Annotated in this window: 12 protein-coding genes; 2 read left to right on the top strand and 10 right to left on the bottom strand. The window is 50.5% G+C overall.

Annotation, left to right across the window (positions count from 1 at the left end):
• Positions 1 to 12: 12 nt before the first annotated feature.
• The 9 genes from MHI45_RS20985 to MHI45_RS20945 all read right to left on the bottom strand — a co-directional run bounded on the left by MHI45_RS20985 (position 13) and on the right by MHI45_RS20945 (position 13,868).
• Complete coding sequence (locus MHI45_RS20985; protein WP_076113866.1) at positions 13 to 1,596, bottom strand: response regulator; 1,584 nt, start codon at positions 1,594 to 1,596, stop codon at positions 13 to 15.
• On the bottom strand, positions 1,593 to 3,377 hold the full coding sequence (locus MHI45_RS20980) for a cache domain-containing sensor histidine kinase (RefSeq protein ID WP_256718253.1): 1,785 nt from the start codon (positions 3,375 to 3,377) through the stop codon (positions 1,593 to 1,595). Before MHI45_RS20980 ends, MHI45_RS20985 begins: the two co-directional genes overlap by 4 nt.
• Positions 3,378 to 3,585: 208 nt before the next feature.
• Positions 3,586 to 5,274, bottom strand: a complete 1,689-nt coding sequence (locus tag MHI45_RS20975; RefSeq protein WP_076113868.1) for an extracellular solute-binding protein — start codon at positions 5,272 to 5,274, stop codon at positions 3,586 to 3,588.
• Between the two features lie 114 nt (positions 5,275 to 5,388).
• The gene (locus tag MHI45_RS20970; protein ID WP_076113869.1) at positions 5,389 to 6,279 is read right to left on the bottom strand and encodes a carbohydrate ABC transporter permease; all 891 of its coding nucleotides are present in this window, start codon (positions 6,277 to 6,279) and stop codon (positions 5,389 to 5,391) included.
• Between the two features lie 18 nt (positions 6,280 to 6,297).
• On the bottom strand, positions 6,298 to 7,287 hold the full coding sequence (locus MHI45_RS20965; RefSeq protein ID WP_083675906.1) for an ABC transporter permease: 990 nt from the start codon (positions 7,285 to 7,287) through the stop codon (positions 6,298 to 6,300).
• A gap of 198 nt (positions 7,288 to 7,485) precedes the next feature.
• Entirely contained in the window at positions 7,486 to 10,713 is a 3,228-nt protein-coding gene (locus MHI45_RS20960; protein WP_076113870.1) for a cellobiose phosphorylase, read from the bottom strand.
• Positions 10,714 to 10,881: 168 nt separating this feature from the next.
• Positions 10,882 to 12,219: a glycoside hydrolase family 30 protein gene (locus tag MHI45_RS20955; protein WP_076113871.1), complete on the bottom strand. Its 1,338-nt coding sequence runs from the start codon at positions 12,217 to 12,219 to the stop codon at positions 10,882 to 10,884.
• Between the two features lie 96 nt (positions 12,220 to 12,315).
• Positions 12,316 to 13,332 carry a LacI family DNA-binding transcriptional regulator gene (locus tag MHI45_RS20950; RefSeq protein ID WP_076113872.1) on the bottom strand — a complete coding sequence of 339 codons (1,017 nt, stop codon included), beginning with the start codon at positions 13,330 to 13,332 and terminating at the stop codon, positions 12,316 to 12,318.
• A gap of 53 nt (positions 13,333 to 13,385) precedes the next feature.
• Positions 13,386 to 13,868, bottom strand: a complete 483-nt coding sequence (locus MHI45_RS20945; protein ID WP_076113873.1) for a hypothetical protein — start codon at positions 13,866 to 13,868, stop codon at positions 13,386 to 13,388.
• Positions 13,869 to 14,088: 220 nt separating this feature from the next.
• Between MHI45_RS20945 and MHI45_RS20940 the strand changes: the two genes are divergently transcribed.
• Positions 14,089 to 14,934 carry an HNH endonuclease gene (locus MHI45_RS20940; RefSeq protein WP_256718254.1) on the top strand — a complete coding sequence of 282 codons (846 nt, stop codon included), beginning with the start codon at positions 14,089 to 14,091 and terminating at the stop codon, positions 14,932 to 14,934.
• Positions 14,935 to 15,210: 276 nt separating this feature from the next.
• Here MHI45_RS20940 and MHI45_RS20935 read toward each other — a convergent pair whose 3' ends face one another.
• Positions 15,211 to 15,405: a YwbE family protein gene (locus tag MHI45_RS20935; protein ID WP_038585239.1), complete on the bottom strand. Its 195-nt coding sequence runs from the start codon at positions 15,403 to 15,405 to the stop codon at positions 15,211 to 15,213.
• 69 nt (positions 15,406 to 15,474) lie between these two features.
• Between MHI45_RS20935 and MHI45_RS20930 the strand changes: the two genes are divergently transcribed.
• Positions 15,475 to 15,777: a hypothetical protein gene (locus tag MHI45_RS20930; protein ID WP_076113874.1), complete on the top strand. Its 303-nt coding sequence runs from the start codon at positions 15,475 to 15,477 to the stop codon at positions 15,775 to 15,777.
• Positions 15,778 to 15,798: the final 21 nt, after the last annotated feature.

Below are 15,798 nucleotides of genomic sequence, written 5' to 3'. Positions count from 1 at the left end.
CCCTCCAAACGGCTAATAGAATTCCTTGTTATCCGCGCGGGAAGGCAGCCTCTCCAGCTGCTTCATCCGGAATTCCCCCGGAGAGATGCCCTCCAGCTCCTTAAATACCCGGGCAAACTGCTTGCTGTTCTCGAACCCGACAGCCTCAGACACCTCCGCCAGCTTGATGCGGTTTTCGGACAATAGTTTCTTTGCATGGCGGATGCGGACTTTTTTCAAGTATACGACAAAGCTTTCGCCGGTATAAGCCTTAAAGGCTTCACTGAAATAGGAGTAGCTAAGCGAAACGTAATTGCTGACCATCGCCATATTCAGCGGGCGGGAATAATGGTCCTCGATGTAGGCCAGCGCTTCTTCCATATCGGCATGCTCACTATGAGCAGTCCTAATGCCTATAATATAATCGTTTATACTGATGAGCAAATGCTCCAGTGCACGGTAATAGTCATGGAAATGGCGGTAATTGTACAAATCACCGACCGTACGGTACAGCTTCAGCACCTCTACGGATGCCTCTCCGTGTACCCGGAACACCTCATCCAGCACACGTTCATTCATACTCCGGCCCACACTCTCCAGGTAAGCCAAATCCAATTGCGGCAAATGTTCGATCTGAAAAATAACGCCCAGGAGACTCCTGATCTCCTTCTCACGGTCTGTGCCCAGCATGTTGAGCAGCTTGCGCAGCTCCTCGTCCGGTGACGGAAAGCTAAGCCGGTCGGCCTGGATATCGGTATAATCCATGAAGCTTGCCTGCGGGGACAGGAAGGTATACTGCAGCGCGCGGCAGGCTTCTTTGTAGCAGGTCTGGAATTCCTCAAGACTGCGGCCTGTGCTGCCTATACCGATGAGCAGCCCCTTCAGCTCCCTGGCCCCGGCTTGCCGGGACAGCTCCAGAAAACCTTCCCTGCCGCCGACCAGCACCAGCTTCCCCTCCCAATCTGTCAGAATCTCGATAAATTTCTGTTCCAGCGGACCGACCAGCCGTTCGGCCATCCCCTGCACTTCCTCCGGCTTCATTCGCGCGCCGTCACTATAATAATAATTCAGTACACCAACTGTAAAAGGCAGCTCCAACCGGCCCAGTTCCTCTTGCTGTTCGGGCGATGGCTGCACCTTCTGCGGCATCAGCAGTCCCTTCAAACGGGCCGAACGCAGCTCCCTGCGGAAACCCTCCGTTTCCAGCTCCAGTCTGTGGACGCCGGACTCACGCTCCTTCTTCTCCTGAACGATTTGCTCCAGAATACTGAACAGCTCATCCCGGCGGATAGGCTTTAGCAAGTAATCCTTGGCACGGTAGCGGATGGCACTTTTGGCATATTCAAAATCATCATAGCCGCTCAGGATGATAACAGCCGGGTCTTCACCCGGCGCTGCCTCCGCAGACAAGTGCTCCAGCAGTGCAATGCCATCCATGACCGGCATGCGGATATCCGTAATAATAATGTCTCTGTGTTCCTGCCTGAACAGCTCCAGCGCCTCCGCACCATTACCTGCCAGCGCAATATTATACTGCGACGGATATTCCCTTTCGATCATCGCTTTCAGGCCCTGGCGGATCATTTTTTCATCATCTACAATCAGCAGTTTCATCATGGTTGTTTATCCCCCGTCAAAAGAACTTTAGGCAGCGTCATGAAGACCGTAGTCCATTTCCCAGGCTCACTCTGCACTTCCAGCCCATAAGCGCCGCCATAAAACAGCTGCAGCCGCTGGTGTACATTCCTTAGTCCGATTCCGCTTGCTCTAGGATTATTGGCTCCCGTACCGCTAAAGCTTGCGGCCGGCTGCTCTTCTTTGACAGCGTACACGCTCTCGTTCAAAGTGGCCAACCGCTCCGCCGTAAGCCCGATCCCATTATCATGGACAGCTATAAAGATATCGCCTTCGGATTCCGAGATATCAATACAGATGATTCTCTCCTTCATTTCCTCTTTATCTCCGGTCCAGGCATGCTTAACACTGTTCTCAACTATAGGCTGCAATGACATCTTCAGTACCTCCAGCTCTAAATAGTGAGCTTCAATGCGAAGCTTCAAAACAATAGGATACTCGAAGCGGATATTCATCACTTCAATGTAATTTTCGATATGGCGGACTTCATCACGCAGCTTCACATACTCACCAGACCATTTGAAATTATAACGCATCATGCCGCCGAGCGAGGTCAGTGCATCGGAAATCGTACGCTGATTCTCCATTTCAGCCAGCATTTTAATATTTTCGAGTGTATTATACAGAAAGTGGGCATCGATCTGGTTGTGTAATGTACGAAGCTCTGCCTCCTTGGATAGGGCTTGCTTCTGTACGGCTTGAGCAACCAAAGTATTAATCGTATTCATCAGCTTTGAGAAATGATGTGCGAGTTCGCCCACTTCCCCGCCGCCCCGGATCGTAATCCCCGTGTATGCCTCACCTCTACGCACTTTTTTCATCGTTTCGGTCAAGCGGCGCAAGTTCTTAAGAATAAATGCATTAAGCACGTAAGCAATAACGGTCACTAATATAATAAAACCGATGTTAACGCCGATAATTAAATTCCGTGTATGTGAAATCTCCTTCATGACGCCTTCCATGGAGACTACATTAAGCAGGTGCGCATCAATCCGGTCCAGCGGAGTGTTAATAAACAGAAAAGACTTCCCGTTCTCCGTATAGTGAATATCCCAATTCCCTGTCTTATTATACGATTGCAGACGATCCGTAATTGCTGCAGCCATCTTCCTGTTCTCTTGCAGAAAAGAGTGGTCTGGCCGCGTAAACAGCTGCATCTCCCCATCAACCAGCAACATTTGAGATTGGCTATCCTGTACAGTTGTATAAGTCTTAGGCGTAAACCGCTCCAGCAGCATGTCGACTTGAACCATTCCGATATGGTTATCTGCTGGAATACTCATTTCACGCAGCAGCGATACTTTTGGCACAAGCTTTGGTTTTTGTCCGTAAAAACGCTCCAGCAGATCCCGGTCACTATTTAGAAAAGACCACGAAAATTTCCCCTTCAGCTTTTCTGCTTTCTGGTACCAAGGCTCAGAGGCTACACGGCTTTCACGGAAGATAATGGGCGAAATCTCATGAACATTACTATTCGAATACAAGCGCAAGTGTTCGATGTTCGGATTGTTATATTGGATGCGTGTCATATTCGTAAAGACATTGGTATTAAAATCCACTAACTCTACCAGATCCGGTTCTTCCGTATTTGCCAGATAATCCTGTACCTCCTTATCCTCATAGGCCATTTGAACCGCACGTTCCATCGCTTCGACCTGATTATTGATATGCAGCTTCTCCATCTGCAGCAGATAGCTGTTCTTGTCGATAGCATCCTTGAAGTAAGTATTGTTGATAGCCTTATACGAATAAAAGGACACCATTAAACAGGGGCCCAAAATAATAAAAATATATGCGGCGATTAAGCGGCTTTGCAGTGAACGCCTCCCCCACCAATAAAAAAATGATTCCCATATATCCCGAGTACGCTTGCCCAGTTTCACGCTGTAACGTTCACCTCACCGTTAGTACGACTACTTATTTTAAACGCCCAAAAGCCCGCGGTCAGCGGGCGTTTTGAACCTTACTATTTTACATGCCGAGTTTCTTCTTGTTCTCTTCATATTTCGTTTGTTGGAAAGCCTGCACCTTTTCAAGACCCAGATCCTTTTGTTTGTCGATGTAATCTGTCCAAATTTTGTCAAATTCTCCGTCCGAAGAAGCCATCAGCAGCTTCGGTAGTGTTTTGCTGCGCAGCTCTTTAACTTTGGCTAATATAATCCCTTCTGGAGAGTTGGCCAATGGATCAATCTGGTCAAACTCGGAGATACTGTGTGTTTTTCCCCGGGTCCAGTCTTCAAGCTGTTTGAAAGGCTCTACCGATTTAGGTGTCCATTGATCTGTAATATTGGTATTCATTAGCATCCAGAAGGTAAAGGAGGAGCCGTATTGCTTGTCGAATGCAGAACGGTCTTTATTCATCAGTTCAAATACTTCGGGTTTGAATTGATCTTTGCCATCGATGGTATCGTAGCTCACACCTTTTTCCCCTAAATAAAGGTCTTTATTGCCTTCCTCACTGTTCAGGTAGCTGAGGAACTTGATGGCACGGGCTTTATCCTTCACATCTTTGGAGATAAGGGTTACTGTCCAGCCGGAAATAGCAGGTCCGTTCAGCGTAGGCGCATCCAGGTTCGTGTTAGCCGGTCCGTCTACAGCGATATAGATTTTATTCGGGTCTTGCTGATACATTGTGCCAAGCTGTGTTGCAAAGTCGGTACGTTGATACAGCATTGCGAAGTAACGTCCTTGAGCAATTTTTTCTTCCATTTGCGGACGTTTGTCGATAAAGATATCCTTGGCCAGCAGTCCGTCCTGATTGGCTTGGCGAAGTGTCTTCATCCATCTGATATATTCAGGATCTGTCTCGCGGTTGTACAGCTTACCGTCTTTTTCTCTTGGAATCGCCAGGAAGTTCTGAATGTATTGCTCCAACGAATCGTTACCGGTTGCGGTAAACTCATGCAGACCCAGCGGAATCATCGGTTGTCCATCGATATCAGGGAATTTCTCTTTTGCAGCCTTCAGCGCGTTCATGAATCCTTCCGGTGTGCGCATGTCTGGGCTGCCGATAGCCTCATACATATCCTTGCGGACAACGAAGGTTTGGTTGGATACATATTTATCGCCATATTTCTCGTAGTCGGCTGGAGAAGAGGAAGCATTAGGATAGCCGTAAACATTACCATCCGCTTGAGTATACCATCCTAATTTGTCTGGATCGGATACTTTGTAGAAATAAGGGTCATATTCATCAGCCAGCTTATTAAGCGGAAGCACAAGCTCGCCTTCGATCATTTTCTTAACAGCATCTTCGTACCAGCCCAGCGTGATGAAGTCGGGCAGCTTACCGGAAGCCATAAGGGTATTCAGTTTTTCATTTTCATTACCTGCAGGAACGATGAAGTTAATATCTACACCGGTTTTTTTGGTAATATATTGGGAGGTTGGGTCTACACCCCATTTATTAGGGAACCAGGCGAAATTTAGATACCAGTCAAAGGTAATCGGAGAAGTATCGGACTTCCATCCGGGTTCATCCGCAGATACGGGCGCTTTGGTCGCCTCTGCTGTTGCTGACGCATTGGCCGCTTTCCCGTTATTAGCCTTACCCTCGTTATTTTTCTCACCATTGCCGCTGGAACAGGCTGCTGTTGAAAGTGACATGATTAATGTCAGCAGCAGAAGCACCATTTTCTTTGGCTTACGTTTTATTCCCATGCTTTTTTACCCCTTTTCTGAGAATGTGTAATTATAAGCTATAACCCCAGAACCGTTGCGAAACGACTGGAGGAGTTACCTTGGTGTGCCGAAGCTTTGTTTTACAGGTCACTTTTAGCCCTTGATCGAGCCAATCATCATTCCCTTGACAAAATAACGCTGCAGGAACGGGTATACGAATACAATTGGAAGTGTAGTGACCACCATAGTCGCTAATTTAATCGACTGTGACGTTACCGTTTTGGTAAGGGCGCTGCCCTGAACGGCAACCATCATCTGGTTTGAACTGGACTGGGCCACAACACGGTACAAATAGGTCTGAATGGGCTGCATACTCTCATTGTTGATGTAAATCATCCCTGTAAAATAGTCATTCCATTGATACACGCCATGGAACAACGCAATCGTAGCAAGGACGGGCATGGATACCGGCAGTATAATCCGCAGGAAAATCGACCAGTCATTGGCCCCGTCAATCCGGGCCGCCTCTTCCAATCCGTCTGGAATTTCCCTGAAGAAGGTCATCAGGATGATTAGATCATAGAAGCTGAACAACACTGGAATAATATAAACCCAGAAGTTCTCTAATAGATGCAGATCCCGCATGAGCAGATAGCTCGGAATGAGCCCCCCCGCAAAGAAGAGAGTTACTGTACCCATCAGAATATAAATTTTGCCTCCGATCAGATCCTTGCGGGAAAGCGCATAAGCTACCATGGCTGTAAAGAATACATGGGCGACTACACCGATTGCGGTCTTAGCCACGGTAATCCACATGGCCCGCATAATGCCGGGGCTTGCGAATACCGCCTCGAAGTTCTTAAAGGTGAACATGCGCGGCCACCAGTAAATATTGCCCAACATGGCGTCTTTGCCATCGTTAAAGGCGTTGATCAGCACGTACCAGATAGGATATAGGGTAATGAAACATATACATAACATGAAGACATTGTTGGCTAGATCGAAGATGACTTCGCCCTTTGTTTTGCGATTCAGTGCAAACATGTGCAGGTCCTCCTTGGCCTAAAACAACGATGTGTCGTTGATTTTTTTGGTTACTCGATTGGCAATCAGCAGCAGAATGAGAGCGATAACTGATTTGAACAGCCCGATAGCAGCAGAATAAGAGAAACGCGCCGAAAGTAGGCCGGTCTGGTAAACATAATAATCAATTACATTACTACTGCTGTCATTAAGCGAATTGCGCAGGACCAGAATCTGGTCAAAGTTGGAGTTCATCACACCGCCGACCGCAAGAATAAACAGGATGCTGATCGTCGATTTGATCGATGGCAAAGTAACATACCACATCTTCTGGAACCTTCCGGCTCCGTCAATCGTTGCTGCTTCATACATCTCGGGAGATACACCGGCGATCGCTGCCAGATAGATGATAGCTGACCAGCCAAGCTCTTTCCAAATATCAGAGGTGATGATGATGGTCCAGAAATACTTGGGCTCAGCCAAGAAAGTAATGGGCTGGTCGATTAAGTGAAGCCCCATCAAGATATGGTTGATGATCCCGACATCCGCCAGCCATGTGGCGAGAATCCCGCCGAGCACTACCCAGGAAAGAAAATGCGGCAGGTAGGAAATCGTCTGAATGGTTTTCTTATACCGGATCGAACGGACTTCATTCAGAAAAAGTGCGAATAGGATCGGCAAAGGAAAACCGACAAACAGCTTGATTAAACTGATCCCCAGAGTGTTTTTCATGACATTCCCAAAATTATCATCCGCTAGAAACTCCCTAAAGTGGGTAAGACCTACCCAGGGGGCCTCGGAAATCGACTTGACGATGTTGTACTCCTTAAAAGCGATGATGATGCTGTACATTGGAATATAGTTGAAAATGATCATCCAGACCACGCCGAGCAATGCCATTGTCTGCAGATGGCGCTGGGCCAGAAATCTCCTCCAGAATGGCCGTTTGTTACCAAAACCGGTTTCGATTGCCGCAGGAATCAGCGGCCGTTTCGCCGGATTTATTCCGTCGCCTCTTTTGTTCTCCATGATATGGACCTCCAAAACCAATCTATCTATATTTAAAGCGCTTACAGCTTTATGTATTTATTGTAATTGTATTCCGCGTTCCCCGAAAGGCCGCAATTTTCATATTTAGGGGCTCATTTTTCGGATAAGGACGAGATTTAAGATATTTTATACAAAAAGAGAAAGGCCTTTTCAGCCTTCCTCATTTGCACAGTCTCTTTAACCCATAATTGCACGGATCGCCACAATCTCTCCCCGGCGCAGGTCTTCAGCTTCCGCACCGCGCAGCAGCGCTCCCGAAATAGGGGTAACGGTCCCGTCACGGTAGACCAGTGTAAGGTTCTGGATCACCGCCCGCTCTGCTCCAAAGGTATTGGCCCGTTTGGGGTTGTGATAGGTGACCTCCGTGCCCCCCAGGAAGGTGAACGACAGATTGCCCTGTTCATCGAACAGCCAGCCCGGTAGTGCCGGTGCAAGCGCCAGCGTCAACTCACCATCCTCTACTGTGAACACACGGCTTCCGGCCATCATCGTTCTCCACATGCTCAGGAACTCTGCGGTGGAACCGCTGAGTCTGGCTACAAATCCCCGGCCATGAGTGCCCGGGTCCGGATTTCCGCCCGTAGCTATGAACGAGGAATTCTCCAGGGTGCTGCGCCCGTATACAGCCGGATCGAGGAACGGAATCAGCGAAGTCTTCATTTCACTGAAGAACTCCTCGTACAGCCCTGATTTCAGCAGCTCCAGCAAATATTTATAGGACATATGCAGGAAATTGGACTCCCGCTCCTGCCAGCCCGGAGTAAACGCCCGTATCCGCCCGATATCGTTCGACTCCTGCTCCAGCGAGACCGACGTCCGGTACATCGAAGTGACTAGATCGTATAGACCGGTATTTTTGACTCTGGTATAGATGTCCTTGGCCTGCTCCGGGCTTTCCAGCGTTTTGAGCCAGCGGGTTGGCCCCTCCAGGAAATACGGCAGGGCATAGGCTTCGAACTCTTCCACCACAGCCTTCGGCAAGCCGTAGCCGCTGATTACCGGTTTACCCGCTTCATCCGTCACCGGCTGAAAGCGCACGGCCTCGAACCGGAAATAAGTTGGTGCAAGCCCGCCGCCCATTTCTACTGCTCTATCAATGCCTACATTAATTTTGAGCAGGAATTTGCCAAGCGCCTCACGGATGACGGCAAGTGTGACCTCGGCCAATTCACCGGTAATTCCGAACCGGATGCTCTCCCGGTAAGCTTCACGTGCCGAAGCCACAGTATCCCAGTAGCCAAATTGGCTGGTCCCGCCGGCAAGCATAAGCGTCACGGCTTGATGCACCCGCTCCAGCAGCTGCGCCATCTCCACCGGAAGCGCTACAGCTTCGGTTCCATCCCCCCCGTTCTCCAGCGCCTCCAGTAAGAAGAGGATCATCCGTTTCAGCTCGAACGTCTCACTCATCCCTGAACCAAATAATCCGGGCAGCCCGTTCATGGCATCATTCCAGCCTGGTTTGTTGCCTTCCATTTCCACGCCCATGCCATACGGATCAAGGGTCGCAAATTTATTCAAGGCAAGTGAGATCATCTTCACGAACAGGTTCGTGCGGTAAATCTCCCCGAACCCGCCTTCCGTGCGCAGCCACTGGGTATCTCCGGCTTTGCGCTGCAGTCTGTGCAGCTTCTCCTCGTCCTCCAGCAGCGAACCGTACTGCCGGACCTTCCCGCCGCTCAGCACATACTTCTCGCTGCGCGGAAGCACATAGGCCGGACTGTCATAGAACGTGTAGGATTCATCCCCGAACAGCAGTTCCTGCTGTTTATCCGGGAATACATCCAGATAACCTTCGACCAGATCAAGATTGTACGTCCAGTGGTCGGACCAGAAGCCTTCGCCAAAGGCAGCCTCTATATTCTGCTGCGCCAGGGCAAGCACACCGCTGAGCAATTGCTGTTCGTCTACCTTCAGCGTAACGTTGTGGTCGGCGATGTAATTGATCAGGCGGCCCGGTGTGAAGCGGCCTGCGCATAGCTTCACGAGTTCCTCCCGGTGATCGGCTGCAGCTTCGGTAATCCAGCCGTTCAGCTTTTCCACATTCTCCGGCAGCACTTCAAAGCTGGTTCCCTGCACACTGAGCGGATTATAGCCGTCCGCCTGAATCAGGCTGTAGAACATTTTGATGTTAAAGCTGCCGACCTGCGGATGGAAAAATACATCGTTGCGCCGGTTCTGGTTCATATCGCGGAAATTCCCGTTGCCCTGGGAATAATATTCCGGTGCCAGAGAGAAGAAATTATAATCCCGCTCCATATCGCCGTGCTTGCGCGAGTATAGATGTACGACAAAGCCGTCTCCCCCGTTGTCAAAGATAAACGGATAGCCGCCGCGCAGAAAGTTGTCGAGATAGGACTGCCGGCAGTAGGCATCGAACACTGCTGAGGAGGTATGGGTGGCGATATCCGCCGTCAGCTCCTCGGTCAGGCTGGCTGCCTCCTGCGCCTTGGCCGTAATATACTCCTCGCGGCAGATCTCCGCCGATTTCTGATTGATCTTCCCGATCTCGTTGACATGCCCGATGATCGTATTCAGCGTCAGCTTGCCGCCGGGAGCAAGCGTACGTGCTGTACCGCTGAAGCCGCATGGCACCTTGTTCACCGGATATTGCGGCTGTTCCAGCAGCTTCGCAAGTGGCTGTCCGGCGAAGCCGTCCGGGTAGGCAAGCGAGGTGTTTCCGCCAAACACAAGCTCGAAATCTACAATCGGCGCCAGCATTTCCCCCTCCGCTGTGAAGGAAAGGTAGAAATGGCCGTTATTGATTTCACTGATTTCCGCATCATCATTCGTGCTGGAGCGCAGCTTGTAGAATGGAATGCCATTCTCCAGGTTGTATACATCCATCCAACTGCGCAGCAGGTTGCCCATTTCCTTGTAGCTGCTGTTCTCCACACCATAAGGCAGAATCTCCGGCAACCCGTCCAGTAGCTCAAACTCCAGCTTCTCAGTGCCTGTATTTTCGATTTCCACCCGCCGGATAAGCGCGGCGTAATCGTCATTTGGCAGGTTAAAGTAGTGTACGGTCGTCTTTAATCCATGCCCGGCATGCGCTTCCTCAATGGTTAGCCCGTTTGGCAGGATGGTCATGGTCCGCTTGGCTGCTGGATCAGGACGTGCCGACTGGAACGGCTCATAGATTTCTGGCGTATTGCCCAGCTTGATGAAGGTGCGGAAGCCGGAAGACGCTACATTTTTATAAGAAATATTCGCCGGAGAAAATTCCATGATCGGCGAGTTTTTATCCCGTACCCCGAAGCTGCAGACCCCTTGGCCCCGGTTGACATAGAAGGTCCACATCGGAATTCCCTTGAGCCCGGCGAGCCCGGGCAAAAAGCTGGCAAACGGCTTGCTCTCGTGAAATTGCTCCATCACAAATTTGCCTGCATCAAAATAAGATTTGCTCATGACAAGCCCTCCTAAAAGTTTTGTGAGCTTATGCTTCCTGAATTAGCTTCGTACAAAACTCGCTTCGGAAGCATTTGCTTAAGTTTTGTGAGCTTATGCCTCCTGAATTGACTTCGTACAAAACTCGCTTCGGAAGCATTTGCTTAAGTTTTGTGAGCTTATGCTGACCTACGAGAGGACATGCGTGACGATGGAGTGCGGCGCCAGGCGGCATTCAGCCAGCTCTGCACCCAGACCCAGGGTCAGGGAACGCTCTTCCTCGCTCTCATTCATCAGCACCACGGCAATGCTGCCGTCCGGATTGCGGAAAGCTGTGGAAAGCACACCTTCTGCAGTGGACTCCAGCCCAATCCGCACAGCACCCGGAGCGATAAATTTACTGAAATGCCCGATGTAATAATAAGAGCTGTTATAGTGCACCTCGTCCGTCGTCGTATCGGCAATGATCGGAGCATCGCAGAAATTGCCTACATGGTTTGGTCCTCCAGTCTCATCCAGCACCAGATTCCAGTCCAAATACCCTTCGGTCCAGGCGTTAAGATCACCGATCATATTCCGCCCGTAGCGTTCTCCTGTGAACCACTCTCCAAGCCGTACGCCGCCCTCCTGGCAGCCTTCCGTGAACAGCAGATGCTTATCCGGGAAAAGCTCATGCACCTTGGCCACCTTGTCGAATTCCTCACCGCCGTACCAGTGAAGACCGCTGCCCCATACATATTGCGCCGCTTCGGGATCGGACAGGATAGGTGTTACACGTTCGACCATAATATCGCGGTTGTGGTCCCAAATCACGATATTCACATCCGCCAACCCCGCTTTGTGCATGACCGGTCCGAGGTGATTTTTAACAAAATCCCGTTCCTCTTCCGCGCTGTAGACACAAGAATCCCAGGTCTGAACAGCTGCCGGCTCATTCTGAACCGAGACCGCCCATACCGGAATGCCCTCTTTGCGGTAGGCTTCAATGAACTTTGTATAATAACGCGCCCAGGCATCCCCGTATTCCGGTTTCAGCGAACCGCCGTTATTCATCTCCCCGTTCGTCTTCATCCATGCCGGAGGGCTCCAGGGAGAAGCCAGCATCGTGAAAGGTCCGCCTTTTACCTCCATGGCATCCTTGATCAGCGGCAGCACCCACTTATGGTCATGGGAGATGTCAAAGGTAGCCAGCTCTGTATCATGGTCCTGCACATAGGTGTAATTGCCGAGTGCGAAGTCACAGCTATGAATATGCACGCGGCCCATACTGTAATTCAATCCCTCGACAGGGTGAAAATAGCGGTGTATAACCTCTGCACGTTTGCCCGGACTCATCCGCGACAAAGTATAGGCCGCCGCTTCAGTGAAAGCACCGCCAAAACCTATCATCTTTTGAAATTCTACCTCGGGCTGCAGCTGCACATCGGCCTGCTGTCCGGCAGTACGGGCTTTAAACTGGATTCCCTCCTTCGGACTTAAACGTTCTCCTGTTTCTTTGGCAGTTACTACTGTGCTTACCGTTGTCATTTTGTCTGTCTCCTTTTGGATAAATTATGAATGCTATGATAATCGAAACCGGTTTCGATTATTTCGAAAAAAAAGTGCACCGAGGCGAACTTCCTTTTATTCATTGCCTGGCGGTGCACAGGAATCCCTCACGACCACTTCGACGGGAAGCACAAGCGCTTCCATTCCTTGCCGATTGCCGTCGATCGAAGCCAGAAGAATCTCAGCCGCCCGGGTTCCGAGATTAGCTGTATCCTGCCTAATAGTCGTCAGAGCTGGAGTAACATACCGGGCAAGCTCAATATCATCGTAACCCATAACGGAAATATCCGCCGGTACCGCCAGCCCCTTGTCTTTGGCTGCCATAACCGCGCCTAATGCCAGCAAGTCACCCGAAGCAAAGACGGCTGTCGGGCGTTCCGGCAGTTCAAGAAGACTCTGCATCGCGGCATAGCCGCTCTCCAGGGAATAAAAAGCCCCCACAGAAACATACCCCTCCTGCACCTTAAGCCCGTGCTGCTTCATTGCAGCCTTGTATCCATTCTCTCGCTGTTTGCCCGGGAATGTATTCTCTCCCCCGGAAATATGGGCGATTCTCCGGTGTCCCAAAGAAGTCAGGTATTCCACCGCCTGCAGCGCACCGGCAATATTGTCCGAGCAGACCGTATGTGACTGAGTTGTCTCATAATCCAGTATAACCGTGGGAATATTGCTCTCCAGCAGCTCCTGAAAATAAGGATCTTCATAATCAGAGAGAAACACCACGACTCCGTCCACACCATGAATCCGGCAATTTTCCAAATACCCGCTTTGCTTGCCGCCGACATCCTTGGAGATAAACATCAGGGCATACCCTTTGGCCACAGCAACCTGCTTGAAGCTCTCAATCACCGCGCCGAAAAACGGATGACGGATACCGACACCCGTGCCCTCTACGAACAGCACGCCAAGGGTCCATGATTTCTTCGTAGTCAGCGTGCGTGCATGTGCATTGGGCAAATAGCCCATCTCGCGGGCAGTCCGCAGAATCTCCTGGCGTGTCTTCTCCCGCACATCGGAGTAGTTATTAAATGCCTTTGATACCGTAGTTGGAGAGTAACCGGTTCTTTTGGCAATATCATATATAGTTGTCATTCCGGTGCACTCCCCCGGCTCAAATGAAAGCCCTTTATTTGTTCACTGCAATTCTAACGTCTTTCCGCACGTCCGTCCAGCATAAAATATCCCTGTACCGCAGGCAGCAATGTAACAGCCTGAATCAGCAGGCCCAAGCTGGTATAGACCACATGGACAATGGATACGGCGTTCATCATGTAGGTCTGCACCATAATCCAGATAATTTGCCCGAAGCCGATATAGAGGGAAAGTGCCCACGCACTATGCAGTGTCCTGAACGGATTCAGCGGGGCCGCCCACTTCCAATCCGGCTTCTTGACTAGGCCATACAGCACCAGCAGCGGCAGAAGTCCAAAGATCACCAGCAGCAGAATGCCAGGGATTGCAAAATTCTCAAAGGGCGATCTTTCCAGCACGGAAGACGGCATCCCGATCATTTCACCACTGGGGTCTGCCAGCAGCACCAGTCCTCCCCCTATCGCTCCGACTCCCAGAAAAGCTTGAAGAATATACAGTAAAATTACAGCACCCGGTCTTTTCCCGGCTTGTGTCATTGCTAATCCCCTCGCATTCATCGTCCCAAAATATCGATCTAACTTGCTTTGAGTAGATTTTACAGGTTCTCCCTCCACCCTGCTAAGACAGATGTCACAAATTAGGGAATCGGCGAATTTTTATGCTTGCGGTGTGAACAGACACACTTTACGTTATACTAAAGTTATTATCTGTTGAACAGGAAGTCTTTACTAATCCATAAAAAAATGAGGGGACCGGGTGACGCTGGCAAAGCATCATCCACACATGCCTATGACCGATACGAACCAGCCTTTATCCAAACAATGCGCCTATTGCCATAAACTAAAACCACTTGCCGAATTCCGCCGGCGGACCGGCAAACGCTCCAAGGGCCAGTCCCGCCGCGGGGCCTGCCGGGAATGCCGCAAGGCCCGCGAAGCGGGATCGGCTCCTGCACTGCTCCGCGGTATGGGAGCTGTGTCAGTGTCCGCTGTTTCAGCTCAAACTTCCGAACCCGGACCTGCGGCTGCGTCCCGCCGGTCACCGGCTCCATCGGCCCCGGCTCCTGCAGCTTCCAAGCCGCCTGCACCCAAAACCCATCTGCACTCCTTGCCGGAGCGCTCCAAGGAGGGTAAGGCCGCAACCCTTACCTCTGCAGTCAAGGGAAAGACGCGTCCGCGCGGAGCTGAGCAGCGGCGGAAAGCGCCGCAGCCGTTCGGACCGAAGCCTGATCCGCAGGACGCTTCCTCCCTGATCCCTTCATTTAAGGGGATGATTCTGATGCGCGGACATAGCGACAAGGGGCGCCGCTGGCACCAGGAAATCGATCTGGAGCTGGCTGTGACCCTTGTCAGAGAGCATGCCGCAGTAGTTGTGAACCGCCGCACGATTCGCCGCCTGTACAGCAATAAGGATTTTCGGGCGTTAATTCTAAACAGGGACAACTATACTTGTCATTTCTGCGGCTTATACGGAGACACTATTGATCACTTGCTGCCTCGCGCCAAAGGCGGCCACACCACTCCCGACAACTGCGTCTGTGCCTGCAATCAATGCAACCAGACAAAAGCGGACCAATATGTAGAAGAATTTATGGGCCGTTAAGAGCAGCGGGGCAGCTTTAGAAATCGACCTGCTGATCAAGCTTGCTCTACCCGGCTCCATTCCACTCACGCCCCTAAATTTTTTCCATTTTATAACACGATCTATTGTATTGTCCAATTCAAGCAGAACTTTCTCTTCTCTTTAATGATCAACACCAAGTGCCTGAACAACAATAAACGCTCCTTCCGCCGGTGGCTGCTGTGCTGTTGGGCAGCAGTAGCCAGGCGAGAGGAGCGCTATTGAAAGTTAAAGATAGGGATGCAACGACTTGTTCATTCAGCTGGTAATATTCTTAACCCGGCCGACTTGTCCGTCCGTCAGCCGCACCTTGATGCCGTGCGGATGGCGGGGCGAATTGGTCAAAATATCTTTGACCGTGCCATGCGTAAGTTTGCCAGTTGGCTGGTCTTGCTTGAGTACAATATCCACCTCAAGTCCGGGGCGGATGTCTGCTCTGGATTGCCCGCTCATGATGTTCTCCCCTTTCATAGGTTATAATGGAGTCAACAATTACTGAAAAGAATAGGGATGAGGACAGCTATGGCCTTCGGAATTAACAGAGAAGAATTAACCCGGTGGAAACAGGCAGTCTCGGCAGGAGAGATCGCTTTTCTGACGCATTATTGGATTGACCCGCGCTTTCCGGGAATTACCACAGTGACTAAAGTAGGCTGCAGTGACCTGCCCCGTCTAAAACGCTGGTGTAAGAAAAATGGTCTTCCACCGCAGTATATCCACAACCGCAAACCCTTCCCCCATTTCGATCTTATGGGTCCGAAACAGCCGGAAATACTCCGGCAGGAGGGATTATGGGAGCAGTTGGAGCGGTTCCGCATGATTTGAAATAATACCGTATTTGCGTGG

The organism is Paenibacillus sp. FSL H3-0321 (genome assembly GCF_038002865.1).
GTDB lineage: Bacteria > Bacillota > Bacilli > Paenibacillales > Paenibacillaceae > Paenibacillus_AQ.
Note: the sequence above shows the minus strand (reverse complement) of the source record. Positions and strands in the feature narration are given on the sequence as shown.